This is a genomic window from Bradyrhizobium sp. USDA 4354 (assembly GCF_054060315.1).
This window is the reverse complement of record NZ_JBSSDC010000001.1, coordinates 4,581,677-4,599,669: the sequence shown is the minus strand read 5'-3', so window position 1 is coordinate 4,599,669 and position 17,993 is coordinate 4,581,677. Positions and strand designations below refer to the sequence as shown.

The 17,993-nt window shown below is 65.3% G+C and carries 15 protein-coding genes and 1 pseudogene; 8 read left to right on the top strand and 8 right to left on the bottom strand.

Annotated elements, in window-relative coordinates:
- Window positions 1-107 precede the first annotated feature (107 nt).
- Both ACVIIV_RS21010 and ACVIIV_RS21005 read left to right on the top strand, forming a co-directional pair.
- Window positions 108-671, top strand: a complete 564-nt coding sequence (locus ACVIIV_RS21010; protein ID WP_456745868.1) for a nitroreductase family protein — start codon at window positions 108-110, stop codon at window positions 669-671.
- Between the two features lie 63 nt (window positions 672-734).
- Window positions 735-2,003, top strand: coding sequence for a serine hydrolase domain-containing protein (locus tag ACVIIV_RS21005; protein WP_456745867.1), 1,269 nt, complete (start codon window positions 735-737; stop codon window positions 2,001-2,003).
- On the opposite strand, the gene ACVIIV_RS21000 is transcribed toward ACVIIV_RS21005, so the two are convergent.
- From ACVIIV_RS21000 to ACVIIV_RS20990, 3 genes are all read right to left on the bottom strand, one after another.
- Window positions 1,989-4,451: a putative bifunctional diguanylate cyclase/phosphodiesterase gene (locus ACVIIV_RS21000; RefSeq protein WP_456745866.1), complete on the bottom strand. Its 2,463-nt coding sequence runs from the start codon at window positions 4,449-4,451 to the stop codon at window positions 1,989-1,991. The genes ACVIIV_RS21005 and ACVIIV_RS21000 overlap by 15 nt on opposite strands.
- Before the next feature lie 1,124 nt (window positions 4,452-5,575).
- Entirely contained in the window at window positions 5,576-5,815 is a 240-nt protein-coding gene (locus ACVIIV_RS20995; protein WP_456745865.1) for a hypothetical protein, read from the bottom strand.
- Window positions 5,816-6,144: 329 nt separating this feature from the next.
- A complete protein-coding gene (locus ACVIIV_RS20990; protein WP_456745864.1) occupies window positions 6,145-7,218 on the bottom strand; it encodes a hypothetical protein in 1,074 nt (357 codons plus the stop codon).
- A 262-nt stretch (window positions 7,219-7,480) separates the two neighbouring features.
- On the opposite strand from ACVIIV_RS20990, the gene ACVIIV_RS20985 reads away from it, so the two are divergent.
- On the top strand, window positions 7,481-8,509 hold the full coding sequence (locus ACVIIV_RS20985; RefSeq protein WP_456745863.1) for a patatin-like phospholipase family protein: 1,029 nt from the start codon (window positions 7,481-7,483) through the stop codon (window positions 8,507-8,509).
- A 19-nt stretch (window positions 8,510-8,528) separates the two neighbouring features.
- On the opposite strand, the pseudogene ACVIIV_RS20980 reads toward ACVIIV_RS20985, so the two are convergent.
- Window positions 8,529-8,958: pseudogene (locus ACVIIV_RS20980) on the bottom strand (CBS domain-containing protein).
- Window positions 8,959-9,146: 188 nt separating this feature from the next.
- On the bottom strand, window positions 9,147-9,923 hold the full coding sequence (locus ACVIIV_RS20975) for a rhomboid family intramembrane serine protease (RefSeq protein ID WP_456745862.1): 777 nt from the start codon (window positions 9,921-9,923) through the stop codon (window positions 9,147-9,149).
- 342 nt (window positions 9,924-10,265) lie between these two features.
- Here ACVIIV_RS20975 and ACVIIV_RS20970 point away from each other — a divergent pair, with 342 nt between their 5' ends.
- From ACVIIV_RS20970 to ACVIIV_RS20950, 5 genes are all read left to right on the top strand, one after another.
- On the top strand, window positions 10,266-10,568 hold the full coding sequence (locus ACVIIV_RS20970) for a GIY-YIG nuclease family protein (protein WP_456745861.1): 303 nt from the start codon (window positions 10,266-10,268) through the stop codon (window positions 10,566-10,568).
- A gap of 609 nt (window positions 10,569-11,177) precedes the next feature.
- Window positions 11,178-11,732 carry a PAS domain-containing protein gene (locus ACVIIV_RS20965; RefSeq protein ID WP_456745860.1) on the top strand — a complete coding sequence of 185 codons (555 nt, stop codon included), beginning with the start codon at window positions 11,178-11,180 and terminating at the stop codon, window positions 11,730-11,732.
- Window positions 11,733-11,860: 128 nt separating this feature from the next.
- The gene (locus ACVIIV_RS20960) at window positions 11,861-12,994 is read left to right on the top strand and encodes a DJ-1/PfpI family protein (protein ID WP_456745859.1); all 1,134 of its coding nucleotides are present in this window, start codon (window positions 11,861-11,863) and stop codon (window positions 12,992-12,994) included.
- Window positions 12,995-13,050: 56 nt separating this feature from the next.
- Window positions 13,051-13,557 (top strand): GNAT family N-acetyltransferase, encoded by a 507-nt coding sequence (locus tag ACVIIV_RS20955; RefSeq protein ID WP_456745858.1) that lies wholly within the window; start codon window positions 13,051-13,053, stop codon window positions 13,555-13,557.
- Window positions 13,558-13,683: 126 nt separating this feature from the next.
- The gene (locus tag ACVIIV_RS20950) at window positions 13,684-13,968 is read left to right on the top strand and encodes a hypothetical protein (protein ID WP_456745857.1); all 285 of its coding nucleotides are present in this window, start codon (window positions 13,684-13,686) and stop codon (window positions 13,966-13,968) included.
- A 74-nt stretch (window positions 13,969-14,042) separates the two neighbouring features.
- Here the strand turns inward: ACVIIV_RS20950 and ACVIIV_RS20945 are convergent, their stop codons facing one another.
- The 3 genes from ACVIIV_RS20945 to ACVIIV_RS20935 form a co-directional block, all read right to left on the bottom strand.
- Entirely contained in the window at window positions 14,043-15,989 is a 1,947-nt protein-coding gene (locus ACVIIV_RS20945) for a DEAD/DEAH box helicase (protein ID WP_456745856.1), read from the bottom strand.
- 229 nt (window positions 15,990-16,218) lie between these two features.
- Entirely contained in the window at window positions 16,219-16,641 is a 423-nt protein-coding gene (locus ACVIIV_RS20940; RefSeq protein ID WP_456745855.1) for a VOC family protein, read from the bottom strand.
- Window positions 16,642-16,785: 144 nt separating this feature from the next.
- Window positions 16,786-17,937, bottom strand: a complete 1,152-nt coding sequence (locus tag ACVIIV_RS20935; protein ID WP_456745854.1) for a zinc-binding dehydrogenase — start codon at window positions 17,935-17,937, stop codon at window positions 16,786-16,788.
- Between the last annotated feature and the right edge of the window lie 56 nt (window positions 17,938-17,993).

Below are 17,993 nucleotides of genomic sequence, written 5' to 3'. Positions count from 1 at the left end.
CTGACAGCTCGAACGTTGGCACATCTCAATCATAATCGATCTAAATCGACTTCCATATCCCAGTCGGCTCCTTATCTCATTTTTCAGTTCACCAAAGGACCATTCCCGTGCCCGACGCCATCGAACTCCTGAAGACCCGCCGCTCGGTCAAGCCGCGCGAGATGACTGGCCCCGGCCCGTCGGCGGCCGAACTCGAGACCATTCTCACCATCGGCGCGCGTGTGCCCGATCACGGCAAGCTCGCGCCCTGGCGCTTCATCATCTTCGAGGGCGACGGCCGCCAGCGTGCCGGTGAGGTCATCGCCAAGGTGTTTGCCCGAAAGAATCCGGGCGCGCCGGCGGCCGACGTCGAGATCGAGCGCAAGCGCCTCATGGACGCGCCGCTGGTGATCGGCATCGTCAGCTTCACCAGGCCGCATCCGAAGGTGCCGGCGTTCGAGCAGGAATTGTCGGCGGGCGCCAGCGCCATGAACATCGTCACGGCCGCCACCGCGCTCGGCTACGGCGCCTGCTGGCTGACCGGCTGGTTCGCCTTCGACCGCGACGTGCTTGATGGCCTCGGCCTCAAGCCGGATGAGAAGCTCGCCGGCCTCGTCCATATCGGCACGCCGACCAAACCGAGCGAGGACCGTCCGCGACCGTTCCTTTCGGAAATTGTGACGCGTTTTTAACCGAAGGCTTGTTGACGCCCCGAACGTTGTGCGGCTTTGATCCCGGCCAGGGAGGAAGCCCAGATGCGACGGCGTGAATTTCTTGTCGGGGCCGCGATGCTCGCCGGCTCGATGGCGCAAAGCCGTGCTGCCGATACTCCCGCCCCTTCGTCCGAGGGGCTCGACCGCATCACGGCGTATTTTGACAACGAGGTGGGAAGCGGCCGGCTGCCGGGCGCGGTGATCCTGGTCCAACAGCACGGCAAGCCGGTCTACCTGAAGAGCTTCGGCGTGCGCGACACCCGGACCGGTCTCGCCATGACGCCGGACACGATCTTCGCCATCCACTCCATGACCAAGCCGATCACATGCCTCGGCGCGATGATGCTGATCGACGAGGGCAGGCTTGCGCTCACCGACCCCGTGTCGAAATACATCCCGCTCTTTGCCAAGACCAAGGTGGGCCTCGAGGTCACCGAGCCGGACGGCAAGCTGGAGCTTGACCTCGTGCCACCGGTCCGTCCTGTCAACATCGAGGATCTGCTGCGGCACACTTCGGGCATCAGCTACGACTACATCGGCGGCAAATGGGTCGAGCAGGCCTACAAGGCCGCTGATATTTTCGAGGGTCAGTTCAACAACAGGGAATTCGCCGATCGCATCGCGAAACTGCCGTTGGCGCGGCAGCCGGGAACGCTGTGGCGCTACGGCCATTCCACCGACGTGCTCGGCGCCGTCATCGAGATCATCTCGGGCCAGACGCTGTACGAATTCCTGACAGCGCGCATCTTCGATCCGCTCGGCATGAGCAGCACCAAATTCGCGCTCGCGACGGAGGACGAGCTGGCGCGGATGGCGCGGCCGCTGCCGAACGACTTCATCCTGCTCGCCGGCGAGCGCGACCGCCTTGATCATCCCGAATGGCAGTCCGGCGGTGGCGGCCTGCTCTCGACCATCACCGACTATCAGCGCTTCGCCCAGATGCTGCTCAACGGCGGCGAGTTCGCGGGCAGACGCTATCTCAGCCCGGCCGCGTTCAAGGCCATGACGACCGATCACATCGGGCCGGGCTCCGGCGTCGGACGCGACTATTTCTATTTCCCGGGCGACGGCTTCGGCTATGGCTACGGCCTTGCGGTGCGGACCGATCCCGGCAACGCCAAACCGCCGCCGCCGGGCTCGCTCGGCGAATTGAAATGGGACTCGGGCAGCGGCACTTATTTCGGCGTCGATCCCAAGCTCGACATGGTCTACCTCATGATGCAACAGACCCAGAACGAGCGCAGCCGCATCACACCCGCATTCAAGGCGCTGGTCTACGACTGCTACCCGCCCGCCCTACGCCGCCCGTGAGGTGCGCTGACCGAAATCGGCGAGGAGCTTTCCGATCTCGGCCGCGGGCCGCGCGGCGCTGAACAGAAATCCCTGCACCTCGTTGCAGCCTTCGGCGCGCAGCCAGTCGAGCTGATCCTCGGTCTCGACGCCCTCCGCGGTCGTGGTGATGTTGAGGCTGCGGCCGAGCCCGGAGATCGCGCGCACGATCGCGCCGCAGTCGGGCCGCTGCGCCAGATCCTTGACGAAGGAGCGGTCGATCTTGATCTTGTCGAAGGGAAAGCTGCGGAGATAGCTCAGGCTGGAATAGCCGGTGCCGAAATCATCCATGGAAATGCCGACGCCGAGTTCGCGCAGCTGGTGCAGGATGGCGAGATTCGCATCGGTCTCGGCCAAAAAGATCGACTCGGTGATCTCGAGCTCGAGCCGCTTCGGCGACAGGCCGGACTGCGCCAGGGCAGAGATCACGACCTGAACCAGGTTGCGGCTGCGGAATTGCGCCGGCGACAGATTGACTGCGACCTTGACGTCGGCGGGCCATTTGACGGCCTCGGCGCATGCTTCGCGCAGCACCCACTCGCCGAGCTGGATAATGAGACCGATGTCCTCGGCAACAGGGATGAACTCCGCCGGCGAGATCATGCCCTTGTCGGGATGACGCCAGCGCAGCAGCGACTCGAAGCCGGATATGCGGTCGGACGCGATCGATACCAGCGGCTGATAGTGCAGCTCGAACTCGCCGTTGGCGAAGGCGCGGCGCAGATCGAGCTCCATGTCGCGGCGCCTCTGCGCCTGGAGGTCCATCTCACGCTCGAAGAAGTGGTGCACGCCACCGCCCTCGGACTTCGCCCGATACAGCGCCATGTCTGCATTGCGCATCAACTCTTCCGGCGTCGTGCCGTCGCCCGGCGACAGCGCGATGCCGATGCTGGCGCCGATCACCATCTCCTGCCCGTCGAGATCATAAGGGGCCTTCACCATGTCGATCAGCAAGGACGCGCAGGCGCTGGCCTCGTTCGGCGAGACGTCTGCGGCCAAAATGACGGCGAACTCGTCACCGCCGAGCCGCGCCGCGAGATTGGCGCCGCGGACAGCAAGGGTCAGGCGCTCGGCGACCTGCTTCAGCAGGCGGTCGCCCACCGGATGACCGAAGGAATCGTTGACGTTCTTGAACAGGTCGAGATCGATATAGAGCACGCCGACCCGTTTTCCCCCGGCCTGCCCCAGCGCCTGCTTCAGGCGCTCCTGGAAGTGCGCGCGGTTCGGCAGGTCGGTGAGCCCGTCATGGTGTGCCATATGGGCGATGCGGGCCTCGGCCTTGCGGCGCTCGGTGATGTCGACCACCGCCACCAGGTAACCGTCGCGATCGTCGAAGGCGACGCGGCGGCCGAAGGTGAGCACCTCGATCTCGCTGCCGTCGGCGCGTAAGTGCCGCCAGTTGCGCGCGGAGTGATAGGCGTCGCCGACGCGCTCCAGCGCCTCGGCGTGACTGTCCCACTCGTCCTCCGGCCAGATCTCGTGCAGCTTCATGCGCAGGAAGGTGGCGCGGCTGTAGCCGTAATGCTGGACCGCGGCGTCGTTGACGCTGAGAAACTCCTTGGTCTGTGCGTCGAACACCCACATCGGCATCGGATTGTTGTCGAACAGCAGGCGGAACGAGGCATCGCGCCGCTTCAATGCGGTGACATCAGAGACCGTCAGCGAGACCACGTCGGCGAAGGCGGTGGCGCTGAGCCTGAGGTGGCGCCCCTCGCTCTCGATCTCGAGCTGCTCGCCGCGGCCGCCCGACACGGCCTTGAGCAGGAATTCCATCACCTCGGGCGAAGCCAGCAGCGTGCTGCCCTCGCCGATCCGCCGCCACAACAGGCTTCCGCTCGCAACCTTCAGCAGCTCGCCCGCGCTCTTGTTGTGATGCACGACCTGAAGATCGAACGGCTTGCCGCCGGCATCGCGCAACGTCGCCAGGGAGACCACCGCGTCGTCGGTCGCGGAGAAGATTGCATCGAGCAGATTGTATTGCGCGCCGCGCTCGTTGACATAGGCGCCGACCAGCGTCGCGCCCCAGCGCGAGGACGTCGGCAGCGCCAGCACGTCGTAGGTCCTGACCATGCCGTCTCGCACGCAGTGCGCGCTCGCCTGATGCGGCCGTCCGGTTGCAAGCGCGCTCGCCGCCGTTTCCGACAGCGCCGTGGCGCAGTCCGGCGACAGCTCGGCGACGGGAATGTCCCAGCGCTCCTCGCCGAGCCATTTCTGCACGTAACGCCCGCTGCGCGACAGCTCGAGCACACCGTCGTTCTTCAAGAGCGCGATGTGGTCGGCGAGCCGTCCGAGGCTGCCGAGCATCACGTCCTCATAGCGCGGCAGCCGCTCGCCCGGCTTCAACGCCGCACGCCATTTGCGCTGAAGCACCGGGATGTCGTCGAACATTTCGGCGGCCGGTTTTCCCGGCATCTTCTTCGCGGCAGTCATTGCAGTCCCCAACGCACTTTCCCGGCGCATCCAATGCAGGCGCGCTTAACGACATGTAAAAAGCGCGCAGGCGCGGGTTCCATTCAGCGAATATGACAGTTTTAAGTCAGGTGTTGGTTAGTGGACGTTAGAGACTATGACGGTTGCGCGAAGGCGCTGCTCTCGTGTCCCGGACGCGACGCAGCGCGCGAGCGTTGCGGCGCAGAGCCGAAGAGACGCTGCGCTGCGTCCTGGGCAGGAGAGCGGTGCTCGGCGCGATACTGCTTCCATACCGTCATTGCGAGCGCAGCGAAGCAATCCAGAATCTTTCCGCAGAGGCAATCTGGATTGCTTCGCTGCGCTCGCAATGACGGAGTGTGTGGTGGGCAGCGCCGTTCTTCAATTCGCATTTCGCTCGCAGACACGCTTCCGCATCCTCGCGGCTGATCTCGCCCGAGCTTTGCTTGTCGCCTCAACCTCACATGAAAGAGGGCGCAGGGAAGACCGGGTGCCGGTTGGCTCCCATCGACCGCCATGCGAAACGCAAACTGCGTGCGCTACAAGCACAGCGAGTAACAGGGCAACCGGAGACATCCCGGCCTTCCCTGCGCAGTGGTTTTACGGCTTATGTCGTGCTCTCCCCGGGGAGCGATGCACTATTGCCCCCGTCGACTTGCGGATGGCTGATGCGCTCGCCTGGTCGGGCAACACACATCACCGCAAGACTTGGCGCACAGACCCCGGGCGCCAGGACCACACGATTTCGCCGTACGCAAACCACACCTGTCGTTGGCGCGAGGTCTTCGCTCACGGTTGCCCGCCCTGCGAAGCTTTTCGCGCCGGTGCAACCCACGTCCACCGCCGCCCGGCCCGCGTTCGTGACGATCGCGATGCGCCCCTCTTCCTTGGGCCGGGTTGCGGCGACACATACGCCGTTTCCGAATTTCGGTAAAGTGGAATATTTTCGGCCGAGTCCGTTGACCCATAAATTGAGTGTTTTGCCCGTCGGACGACGCAAGGCCTTGTAGCCCGGATGGAGCGCAGCGTAATCCGGGGCCGGACCATCCGCACCGCACGACTGCCCGCGTAGCACCGAACCCGGATCGCGCTTCCGCTTCATCCGGGTTATGGAGTTGTGCCCGCCGCTAATCCTCGCTCGACGCCGCCGAGCGGTTGCGCAAATAGGCCTGGGACAACAGGAAGAACAACGCGCGCTCGCCTTGATATTTGGCGGACGGACGCGTGCGCTCGAAGCCGTCGGCAAATATCTTGCCGGACTGGTCGCACACCTGCCACCGCCAGCCAAACCGCTTGCGCCTGGTGAGGATCACTTCGAACATGCCGACGAGCCTGGTCCCCTGCTCCGTGCCGGTCTTGCAAGGCATGCGCCTGCTCCGGCTTCCCCGTTGGACGGACGCCCGACATATAGCGCAGCAGGATGGAAAGAGAACAAGATTGATTATCGGAAATACGTATCGTCCACCGTCGTGAGCGAGACGCGCCGCTGCTGGAATAAGCCGATGCCGCCGGTGTCTTGGCCCCTGCAGGCGACTGATGGCGCTACCAGTATTCAAGACAGAATACAGGAGAGTGGCGGACGGTTACTTGGCAGAAACCGGCTGAAGGCGACGGTAATAGAAGATGCACATTCTTGCGCGCGATGAGAATTGTCGTGCCGAACCTCTCGCTGCGGGCGGCACCGGCCACCCGGGCCTTAGCGCGCGACGACCTCGACTTCGCCGTCGACGCCGTTGACGACGTTGAAGCCGCGCTCGTAGACCTTGCCCTCGTTCTTGGCGATGGCGCGGTATTCGCCTTCGGAGAGCACGACGCGGGGGAAGGCGCCGATCGATTCCTTGATGACGTCGCCGCCCGGGGTCAGCACTGACCAGGCGGTGTTGGCGAGCGCCTCGCCGCCCCTGTCGCTGACGAGCTTGAGCGTGATCACCGCGGCGCGGTGGGTGATGGTGACGTCGGTGAGCTTGCCGGCCTGGACACGGATGTCCGAGCGCACCACCGAATTGGCGTCGCCATAGTTGGAGACGATGTAGTAGGTGCCCTCCGGGATCAGCACGACGTCGCCGGCGGCGACGTTCGGCACCAGCGAGGCGCGCTCGCCGGACTCGAACTGGCTGCCCTTGTAGATCGCAAACGAGATCTGATTCTGCGGAATGCGGCTGGTGCCGACCCGGCCCTCGATCCGCAGGCCGCCGGCCGGCAGCACGAAAGATTCGCGGTCGGTCTCGGCTTTCAGGCTGACGGTGCGCACCGCGCTGACGAGGCCGAAGGCGACGTGGACGACGTAGTTGCCGGGCGGCAGCACGATGTTGGGCGTGGCGCTGCGATCCTCGCGGATCAGCTTGAAAGTGCCGTTCTCGTCGGGACGGTCGGCGAACACGCGCCAGACCAAGCCGCTGGTAATGGGGGCCGAGTCCTTGCCGTATTTCGCCGTCAGCGACAGCACGCCCTGTCCGGGCACGGCCGCATTCAGCGGAGCGGCCGTCGGCACGGTCGTGACTGCGGGCGGCGGCATGCTGGGCGTAGCGGGCTGCATCAGCGTCGGCGGCAGGCTCGGGGGTCCCGCGCCCGGCCCGGAGGGCGGTGCCAGGCTGACAGCGCCGCCGGGGTCGGGCACCGATGCCGGCGGCACCGGCGGCGGGCGATCGGAGAAAAGCTGCGCCTGCGCAGCATTTTGGCCCGAGATCACGAGGCACGCGGCAAGGATCAGCGCCGGCAGCAGCCTGCCGCTGCGCCGCCATCCGATGATGCCGTCACCCCCGCGTGTCATGTTCCCTGCTTTTCACCGAAAACGCGGCAAATTCAAGCCTCTGAAACCCCAAAGAAATACGGCCTGTCTTATGGCCCCCTAGTTCCTGGAACCGGGTTGACGCCTGCGTGATTATCTCTTGAGCAACCGTCCATCGCCATACTCCTGCCCTGTGCGCTTCCCAAAGCGGCATAAACCATGCTTCGCCCCTGAAATGGCGGAGTTCAGGAACGGTCCCTAGTCTGGTGATTGGTTGGGGCTGGCCCGGCGTAGGAGAGTTTCGGTGCTGGACATCTTGAAAGGTCGGAGCGCGAACGGCTCGAACGGTGAGAAGGTTGGTCTCGGCAGCATCCGCCGGCCGGTCATTGGCCTCGCACTCGGCGGCGGCGCGGCGCGCGGCTTTGCCCATATCGGGATCCTGAGGACCCTGATTGCCAACGGCATCGTGCCCGACGTCGTGGTCGGCACCTCGATCGGCGCCGTGGTCGGCGGCGTCTATGCGGCCGGCCGGCTCGACACGCTGGAAGACTGGGGACGCAGCCTGCAGGGCATGCGCAATATCCTCGGCTATCTCGACATCCGCCTCAACGGGTCCGGCCTGATCGGCGGTGAGAAGCTCGCAACCCGGCTCGAGAAGGCGATCGGCCAGACCCTGATCGAGGACCTCCCCGTCAAGTTCGCCGCTGTTGCGACCGAGGTCCGCACCGGCCACGAGATCTGGCTGACGCGCGGCCGCATGGTCGACGCGATGCGGGCGTCCTACGCCCTGCCCGGCATCTTCTCACCGGTCTTGATCGGCGACCGCTGGCTGGTCGACGGCACGCTGGTCAATCCGGTGCCGGTCTCGGCCGCCCGGGCGCTCGGCGCCGAAATCGTCATCGCCGCAAATCTTTCCAGCGACGTCTTCACCCACTCCACGACGATCCATGCGCATGGCGCTGCGCCCGCCACGGCCGCACCCGAGGCCGAGGCGACGACGACCAAGCGCCGCTTTCCGCGCCTGTTCTCGCCCGAGAAGACCATGAAGCGCGAGTTCTTCGGCGGCGGCGGACGGCCGGGCATCTCCTCGGTGATGGTCGATGCCTTCAACATCATGCAGGACCGTATCACCCGCGCGCGCCTTGCCGGCGATCCGCCCGATATGTTGATCACGCCGCGGGTCGGCCATTTCGGCTGGTTCGATTTCCACCGCGCCGAGGACCTGATCGCCCATGGCACGCGCGCCGCCGAGCGCGCGCTGGAGTCGATCCAGGAGGCGATCGAGGCGCTCGCGCCGGCGCCCGCAGGCCACGCGCCCAAAGCAGGCGAGTAAGGCGGAAGCGTGAGGTCCGTCAGGCCGTCTTGATGTAGTCGCGCAGGGCTTCCTGCTCGGCCTCATATTCCTGGACGCGGCGCTTGACGATGTCGCCGATCGAGATCAGGCCGACCACCTTGCCGTTCTCGATCACGGGCAGATGGCGAAACTTGCCTGTTGTCATCATCTCCATGAGCTCGGCCACCGGTGTCGGTCTCCTTGCAGGTCACGACCTTGCGGGTCATGACCTCCGAGACCGGCTCCTCCAGCACGCCGGCGCCGCGCTCGCCGAGCACGCGCACGATGTCGCGCTCGGACAGGATGCCTTCCAGCCGGCTCTGGTTCATCACCAGCACCGCGCCGATCTTCTTCTCACCGAGCAGCTTGATCGCGGCCGACAGCTTGACGTCGGGCTCGACGCTCGTGATCTGGTGGCCCTTGGTGTTGAGAATAGAACGTACCGTCATTGCCGCCTCCCTGAATCGAAGCCGTCCGCCTTTGGCGGCCCGGGCTTGTTCGCGAGTCTTCAACTAACAGTTTTGGCGCGGGTTTCACGCTCGCGCGCTTGTCGAAGCGCTGCCTCTATGGGCTTGTCGCTTCGGAACATTCTTCCAGGGAATGATGGATGAATTCGGGCCGCCCCGCAAGCACCGCGTCAAACGCGGTCGGAAACGTCCCGTGACGACGCATCCGCAGCATCGCTTCGCACGCGCGGCACGGGATCGAACAGCGCGAACAACAACAGGCCGGCGAAGAAGCCGCCCATATGCGCCTGCCATGCAACGCTGGTGGTCTCGGCATCGATCCCGATCGCGCCGACGCCGAAGATGATGTTGACGCCGAACCAAACTGCGAGGAAGCCGACCACCCGGCCGTCGCGCAGCGCACGCGACAGCGGCAGCGCGGGAACCTTCGCGGCGGTATCGGCATCCGATCGGCTGAACGACAGGAAGCTGCCGCGGGCGAAGGCAAAGCGGATTGCGGCGGCCATCGCACCCGACACCGAGGCCGAAGCGCCGATCATCGGCGCCACCGCATGCTCATGGGTGACGAGATGGGCGAGCGCGCCGGCCGCCGCCGTCACCGCCAGGAAGACGAAGAACCTGACCGTGCCGAAGCGCCGCGCCAGCGCGCTGCCGAACGGCAGCAGCCACAGCACGTTGAAGCCGAGATGGGTGAGATTGGCGTGCAGCAGCGAATAGGTGACGAAAGTCCAGACCTTCGCGCCCGCTCCGCCCGGAATCTGCAAATTGAGCAGCGAGGAATCGTAGCGCTTCGGGATGAAGCCGAAGACGTCGATGGTCCAGTTCTCGAGCTCCGGCGGCAGCAGCACCCGCAGATGGATCACCGCCAGCAGGGCGATATAGGCGGTCAGCGCCGGAGGCAGCGTCAGGATCGGCTCGCGCGGAGCCTCCTCAACAACGGCCGGCACGTTCGGGGACGAATCTTGCGGGGAATCCAAGGCAGCTTCGCTTTCGGGCGCGATCGGAGCGATTAGATTGGAAATAGTCGCCTTTACCGTCCCTGCGCAAGTGCACAAAAGGAAATCGCGCGGAGTCGAATTTGACCCGGACGGGGGTACCGGGCCCCGGCTCTGCAGCGCATCGCGGAAGGAGTGCTGCGCTGGGTCCGGGCACGGATGGCTGTCAGCCGGATTCATCTCGTGTCCCGGACAAGGCGCGGCACGAAAGTGACGCGCCGCCGAGCCGGGACCCCAGTTGGCGGCAAGCTCAAACCATGCAATTTTAGATAGTTCCACCTCCCGGCGTCGCCGATGCAAACCGCCTTCTTCGTCTACATCCTCGCAAGCAAACGAAACGGCACCCTCTACGTGGGCGTGACCAACGACCTCGCCCGCCGAATGGCCGCACACAAGGCCAAGCTGGTGCCTGGGTTCACGAAACAGTACGGAGTCACTCTGCTCGTCTATTTCGAGACTTATGAGTCTATTCTCGAAGCACGGGCACGCGAGCATTCGCTGAAGCGATGGCGGCGTGCCTGGAAGCTGAAGCTGATCGAGGACCTCAACCCGGACTGGCGGGACCTGACGGATGAACTGAACGCTCTGGCTAGCTGACTGGGTCCCGGCTCTGCGCAGCAGCGCTGAAGGCGCTGCAGCGCGTCCGGGACACGGACAACTCGCGTCCGGATCGGTCTCGTGTCCCGGACAAGGCGCGGCACGAAGTGACGCGCCGCCGAGCCGGGACCCAGCTCTTCTTCGGCGAGTTCGCAATCGGCCCCGGCTCTGCAGCGCATCACTGAAGACGTGCTGCGCCGCGTCCGGGGCATGAGAGCTGATGGCCGAAAAAGGAAAAGGCAGGGCTCTGGGAAAGCCCTGCCTGTCCGTGCCGGTCTTCCGGTGGCCGGAGAGATAAGGCGTATCCCCACCCCTCCCCGCGACCCGTGACCAAACTGTTTGACGCCCTAAGTACAGGCCCCGCCGAGAACCTGGAGAAAAAGCGGCGAGGCTTGCGACCGCGGTCACCATAGCAGGCGCGCGGCCGACACCAAGCGCATAGTTAATTTAACGTTAACGACGCAAAGACAGGCACAAGAGGGCAGAAAACACCGCTGCGGCATGGACGCTGCAAATCCCCTCCTGCACAACAGCAGAAGGGATCGCGGGTGCACTGAAGCGGGACAGGTTTGTCCCTTCGAGGTTGCGTCCCGGGGCGAGCGTTCAGTCATGAAACATCCGTCGAGCCGCGCGTTCTTCGCGTATTGGGACAAGAAGCGCGGCACTGCGCGGGCCCCTGACCGGGCCGACATCGATCCGGCTGCTGTCCGCGGACTGCTCGGTGACATTTTCGTGCTGTCCTGTGAGCCAAACTTCGGCTTCCCGTTTCGCGTCGCCGGCACGCGCGTCTGCGCGCTGGCAGGAACAGACCTCAAGGAGCAGAGCTTTGCGGCGCTGTTCGCCGATGAGAGCCGCAGCGAGATCGAGGAGATCACGACGATCGTCGCCGACGAGACGCTGGGTGCGATCGCCGGCGTCACCGCGGCGCGCGCGGATGGCAGCAAGGCGCATCTCGAACTGCTGCTGCTTCCCTTCAACGCCCGTCCGCACACACCGGTGAGCGTAACCGGCGTGCTCGCGCCGTTCGAGGACGAATGCGGCACGCTTTCCGCCTTCACCCTCACCTCCTGGCGCTATCTGCACCAGCCCGAGAAACTCTTGCCGCGCGCCATTCGGAAATTGCAGGTCGCACGCGGGCTGATGGTATATGAGGGGCTGAGGTAGTCTCCGCCCTTCGACAAATCAACGCGCATGCGGATGGCCGTTTTTGCCGGATCTGCGTCATTCCCGATGTCGTTGCCAACGGCTAGCTTCCGCCTCGCGTGAAGCAACGAGGATCGGGTGACATCATCATGACATGGCGCATACTGGCGTTGAGCGGCGTCGGCTGCGTGGCGTTGCTGGCGGTCATCGGCGCAACCTGGTTGTTCCTGCTGCCTGGCGCGCCGGCTCCGGGAACCGCGCCTGCGATATCCAAAGACGAGGCCGAGGCGACGCTTGCGGCGCTGAAGCCGCCGAAGCGCAAACGTCCGCTGATCGCCATCGTCGGCATCAACGACATGAGCGAGACGACCGACTATCTGATGCCGTACGGCATCCTCGTGCGCGCTGAAATCGCCGACGTCCTCACATTGGCGACGCAGCCCGGCCCCGTCTCTCTCTATCCCGCGCTGAAAGTGCAGCCGCACGCGACCATTGCCGAGTTCGATGCGGCCCATCCCGACGGCGCCGATTACGTGATCGTGCCCGCGATGAGCCGCGAAGACGACGCCGTGGCCTTGCAGTGGATCAGAAGCCAGGCCGGCAAGGGTGCGATCGTCATCGGCGTCTGCGTCGGTGCCAAGGTCGTCGCCAACACCGGGCTGCTCGATGGCCGGCAGGCCACCACGCACTGGTATTCCGTGCGCGATCTGCAAAAGCATTCTGCGATCCGCTATGTCGCGGATCGCAGGCTGGTGGTCGACCGCGGCGTTGCGACGACGACCGGCATCACCGCATCCATGCCGATGGCCCTGACCCTGGTCGAGGCCATCGCCGGCCGCGCCAAGGCGGAGGCGGTCGCCCGCGAGATCGGTGTTGCGCAATGGGATGCGCGCCACCGCAGCGAGGCGTTCCAGTTCACACGCTCCTTCGCGCTGACGGCGATCGTCAACAAGCTCGCATTCTGGAACCGCGAGCAACTCGGAATCGCGCTGACGCCTGACGTCGACGAGGTGTCGCTTGCGCTTGTCGCCGATGCGTGGTCGCGCACCTATCGCTCGCGCGCTCTCACCTTCGCGCCCACGGCAGAGGCGCAGACCAGCCGCGGTGATCTTCGCATCCTGCCGGACGAGGTCGCTGCCGACTGGCCGGCAAAGCTGACGCCGCCGGCCGCCGTCGACTTGCCGCCGGCGCGAGCGCTGGACCAGACCTTGCACGCCATCGATGCGCGCTACGGGGCGCGCACGGCGGACTTCGTCGCGATGCAGCTCGAATATCCGAGATAGCGGCACGTCAACGCAGCGGAATAGACTTGACCAACCCAGACGGAACACGGATCGACATGAGCAAGACGCATTGGCGTCCCGCGCGTACCTCCGACCTGCCCGCGATCAGCGCGATTGCGGCACGCATCCATCCTGCGCTGCCTGAACGCGCCGAGGTGTTCGCGGAGAAGATGCGGCTCTACCCGGACGGCTGCCGCGTGCTCGGCGCGGATGAAGGCATCGTCGGCTACGGGCTGGCGCATCCCTGGATGCGGTACCGGATTCCGCCGCTCGACAGCTTTCTGCAAGAATTGCCCGATCGCGCCGGTTGCCTCTACCTGCACGACGTCGCCGTATTGGCCGGTTTTCGCGGCGGCGTTGCGCGCGATTATGTGGCTGATATCGAGCAGCTGGCGCGCGCTTCACACATCGCGACGCTCGCACTGGTCTCGGTCTACGCCACGCGGCCGCGGTGGGAACGTCTCGGCTTTCGGGCCGTCACCGCGGATGCGGAGCTGCGTGCAAAGCTCGCCTCCTACGGCGAAGGCGCGACCTATATGCTGCGCGACCTCGCTGCGACGTAACGTCCCTCCCCGACTGCCGGCTCACGCGGGCGTGAAACCGCCGTCTCGAACCGGCTTGGATCAGCCTCCGTCGAAGGGATGTGCGAGCCGTTCCGGTCTCGCCGAACCGAGGCTGGAGAATTGTCCATGAAGCTCACATTGTCGAAAGTTGCTCTTCTTGCATGCGTTGCGACGGCCGCGTTCACCGCGACCAGCGCCAATGCGGCGCAGTACCGCACCTATGGCTGCGACACCGCCTTTTTCGAAGGCTGCGGCGTCCTGATCGAGACGCCGAACGTCGGCAGAAAACCCACCACCGTAATCCACCGCGACACCTCGCCCACCTACATGAAGCAGACCGATCCCCGCTACAGCTCGTCCATGCGCGATGCCGGCGGTGGCGGCGGAGGCGGTGGCGGTGGCGGTCGCTGAGCCCACCTGACCACAGATGATGTCGCCGGTGCAATCCGGCGGCATCATTGCTGTCCTTCCCGAACGGCGGCGGTTCAGCCGCGATGCTTTTTCTTCTTCGCCTTCTTTCCCGGTGCGCCCTTCACGGGCCACGGCGTGACCAACGGCTCCGCGCGGGCCTGCTTGTCGCGATGCTTCTTTTTCTTTCCAAAGGCCGGCGCATCGTCGAATCTCGGTCCGCGCTCGCCGAGCGGTTTGCCGCGTGGTTTGAATTCACGTGCCTCGCGCGGGCGCTCGTCACGGTGTTCGCGATGATCGCCATCGCCCCTCTCGCGACGCGGCGCGTGTGACCGCTCCTCCGACGGCGCCTGCCGTTGTGGAGCATCCGCCATCGGCTCGATACGGATGCTGTCTTCCTTGTCGGGACGCTTGATCCTGGCGGCGAACGAATCCGCGACCCGCTCGGAAATCTCGAACTCGGTGGTGGTGTCCATGATCTTGATGGCGCCGATGTCGCGCTTGTCGATGCCGCCGCGGCGGCAGATCATCGGCAGCAGCCAGCGTGCTTCCGCATTCTTGCGCCGCCCGATCGCGGCGCGGAACCAGACGCTGGCCTCCGCCATGCCGTGTTTCGACGACGCTTTTCCCGGCTTCGATCGGGGCTTGGCCGGACGATCGTCACTACCTTCAAACCTGTCGCGACCGCGCTCTTCGCGCGGCCGGCCGGTCCGCTCGCCGGGATCGATGATGTCCTCCGGCGACGGCAGCCGCGCGCGATAGAGCCGCGCAAGCGCGGCGGCGATGTCCTCGGGCGATCGCTCGGCCAGCAAGGCCTGCGCGAGAGCCAGGTCGTCGGCGGTGGTCTCCTCGGTGAACAGCACGTCCTTCATGCGCTCGTGATCGAGCTTGCGGATCTCATCCGCCTGCGGCGCGGTGCCCCAGACCGCGTCGATACCTGAAAGATTGAGCAGCAACTCGGCGCGTCGACGACGTGCCGGCGGAACCAGGAGAACGCTCGTCCCCTTCCGGCCCGCGCGCCCGGTGCGGCCGGAGCGATGCTGCATGACTTCGGCGTCGTTGGGCAGGTCCGCATGGATGACGAGGTCGAGGCTCGGCAGATCGATGCCGCGGGCGGCAACGTCGGTCGCGACGCAGACGCGGGCGCGTCCGTCCCGCAGCGATTGCAGCGCCAGGGTGCGTTCGTTCTGCGTCAACTCGCCCGACAGCGCGACCACAGAGAAACCGCGTTCCAGGAGCGCGGCCTGCAAATGCCTGACGGCATCGCGCGTGCTGCAGAACACGAGCGCACTCGGTGCCTCGTAGAAACGCAGCACGTTGACGACGGCATGCTCGACGTCGGCGGGTGCGATACGGATCGCACGATATTCGATATCGGCGTGACCGCCCTCGTCACCGGCGACCTCGATCCGGAATGCGTCGCGCTGATATTGCCTCGCCAGCGCGACGATGCCGCGCGGAAAGGTCGCCGAGAACAGCAAGGTGCGGCGCGTCTCCGGCGTGGTCTCGAGGATGAACTCCATGTCTTCGCGAAAGCCGAGATTGAGCATCTCGTCGGCCTCGTCGAGCACGACCGCGGCGAGTTCGGAGATATCGAGGCGGCCGCGCCGCAGATGATCGCACAGCCGCCCGGGCGTGCCGACGACGATGTGCGCGCCGGCCGCCAGCTCACGCTGCTCGCGCCGCGGATCCATGCCACCGACACAGGAGACGACGCGCCCGCCTGCATGCCCATACAGCCAGGCCAGCTCGCGCTGAACCTGAAGCGCGAGCTCGCGGGTCGGCGCCACGATCAAGGCGAGCGGCGCTGCCGCAGGTCCGAACTGCTCGGCATCATTAAGAAGATTCTTGGCGATGGCCAATCCGTAAGCGACGGTCTTGCCGGAGCCGGTCTGGGCCGAGACCAAGAGGTCGCGGCCAGTGGCCTCATGGGCGAGCACCGCGAGCTGGACGGGGGTCAGAGCATCATAGTTCCGCTCGGCCAAAGCGCGGGCGAGCGGCGGGGTTAGGGCCGGAAGAGACACGAGATGGAGAACCTTGGTTGATTCAGGCGCGGAACGGTGATCCTGCGGACCTGAGCTGCGTGCGCGGCAAACGGCCCGGCCGCACGCTGATTTGATCTGGGCGCTCTTTACGCCAAGAGCCCGGAAATCACCATGCCTATGTTGCATGGCTTAAGGGCGAGCACCGCGCCCGGGGGTTGCAGAGGCGTGTTGCGGTCACCCAATCTCGACGTTCGTACCGTCCGAGCCCTCATATCTCCGCGTAGATCTCCAGTAAATTGCCGTCGGGATCGCGGAAGAACAGTGTGCGGTGACCAAACGACTGGTTGGTCGGCGGCGACAGCAGCGCCACGCCCTGCCGCACGAGCTCGTCGGCGCATTGATCGACCTCGGCTGCGGAGACCTTGAAGGCCAGTTGCAGCGAGGCGCTGCCCGGCGGCACCGGCGCATCAGCCGCAGTTCGGCCGGGCCTTGCCAGCGCGAGCGTGTTGCTGCCCAGGCCGTATTCGATCCAGTTGGGTGAGAGCTCGCGCAGCAGCGGAAAGGCAAGAACGTCCTCGTAGAAGCGGCGCATCGCGGCCATGTCGCGCACGAAGATGACGGTGTAGTCGATTGCGCGAATGGCGTGGAAGGCCGAGCGCCGGTTTGGGTCGGCAGTCTGCTCGTTTGTCATTTCGTAGCTCAATCCAAACTCCGACGCGTAGCCCGCATGAGCGAAGCGACATGCGGGAAATCACGAGCTCCCCGGATATCGCGGAGCCTGTTATCGGGGCGGCGCTTTGCGCCGACCCGTTGGCTCATCCGGATCTGCATGTCCTCACTCCACCAGCTCCGGCCACGGCACGATAGTCGACTTCACCGTCTTCATCGCCATCGCGTCCTTCACCGCCTGCGCGACACCCGCTTCCGTGAACGGATAGATCGTCTGCATCTTCAGCCACGGATATTTGTCACGCGTGCGGTAGAGCATATCGACACCGAGCGGCAGATCGTTACCGGTGAAGCCCCACGATCCCAGCACGTTGAGGTCCTTGGTGCAGATGCGGTGCCAGGAGGTGTCGATCGAGCCGGCATCGGTGAACTGGCCCATCTCGACATAGGTGCCGCCGTCGCGCAGCATCTCGATGCCTTCGGGGCCGGCCGTCGGATGGCCCGAGCAGTCCATCACGAGATCGGCCCCGAAGCCGCCGACGATCTCCCGCACGCGGTCGATGCGCTCCTGCGGCGACTTGAGCTCCTCGATGTTCACCGTCGCCTCTGCGCCGAATTCACGCGCGAGCTTGAGCCGCGGCTCCTCCGGCGCGCCGACGCAGATGACGCGCCCTGCTCCCATCTCCTTGGCGGCGGCGACCGCCAAGATACCGATCGGACCGGAGCCCTGGATCACCACGGTGTCGCCCCAGCTGAAGCCGCCGGCGCGGGTCGCGCGATTGAAGGCGCGGATGCAGGACGTCAGCGGCTCGGACAGCGCCCCCAGCCGCAGCGACATGTCGTCGGGCAGCTTGTAGATCTTGGTGCCCGGCAGCATGTCGAGATCGACATAGACATACTCGGCCCAGCCGCCCCACAGGTGCGGCGCCTTGTCGAAGCCGAGATAGCGGCCGTAATAGACCGGCGTCAGGCATTTGTTCGCTACTTGCGGATAATGGATGCAGTAGTAGCAGCGCCCGCACGGCATCAAGGGCGGGATCATCACCTTGGAGCCGACCTCGAGCGGCTTGCTCATGAAGTCCTCGGAAAATTCGTCGCCGCATTCGACGATGACACCGCCGAGCTCGTGACCAAGCGTGAACGGCCACGGCAGCGGCTTCGGCCAATGTCCTTTCAGAATATGCAGATCAGTGCCGCAGACCCCGCAAGCACCGACCTTGATCAGCGCGGCTTTGCGGCCGATCCTCGGCCATGGCACGGTGCGGATGACGGGCTCGCTGCCGGGCCCTGCGTGGGTGCAGACGCGGATTTGCTCCATGGTGGTTTCCTCGATGCTCGCTTGTTATGATTTGTGTGCGGGCTGAGGGCGAAGCG

Coding starts and splice junctions, on each gene's coding strand:
- ACVIIV_RS21005 (WP_456745867.1), top strand. CDS start 735: ATGCGACGGCGTGAATTTCTTGTCGGGGCCGCGATGCTCGCCGGCTCG.
- ACVIIV_RS21000 (WP_456745866.1), bottom strand. CDS start 4,451: ATGACTGCCGCGAAGAAGATGCCGGGAAAACCGGCCGCCGAAATGTTC.
- ACVIIV_RS20995 (WP_456745865.1), bottom strand. CDS start 5,815: ATGCCTTGCAAGACCGGCACGGAGCAGGGGACCAGGCTCGTCGGCATG.
- ACVIIV_RS20990 (WP_456745864.1), bottom strand. CDS start 7,218: ATGACACGCGGGGGTGACGGCATCATCGGATGGCGGCGCAGCGGCAGG.
- ACVIIV_RS20970 (WP_456745861.1), top strand. CDS start 10,266: ATGCAAACCGCCTTCTTCGTCTACATCCTCGCAAGCAAACGAAACGGC.
- ACVIIV_RS20965 (WP_456745860.1), top strand. CDS start 11,178: ATGAAACATCCGTCGAGCCGCGCGTTCTTCGCGTATTGGGACAAGAAG.
- ACVIIV_RS20960 (WP_456745859.1), top strand. CDS start 11,861: ATGACATGGCGCATACTGGCGTTGAGCGGCGTCGGCTGCGTGGCGTTG.
- ACVIIV_RS20955 (WP_456745858.1), top strand. CDS start 13,051: ATGAGCAAGACGCATTGGCGTCCCGCGCGTACCTCCGACCTGCCCGCG.
- ACVIIV_RS20950 (WP_456745857.1), top strand. CDS start 13,684: ATGAAGCTCACATTGTCGAAAGTTGCTCTTCTTGCATGCGTTGCGACG.
- ACVIIV_RS20940 (WP_456745855.1), bottom strand. CDS start 16,641: ATGACAAACGAGCAGACTGCCGACCCAAACCGGCGCTCGGCCTTCCAC.
- ACVIIV_RS20935 (WP_456745854.1), bottom strand. CDS start 17,937: ATGGAGCAAATCCGCGTCTGCACCCACGCAGGGCCCGGCAGCGAGCCC.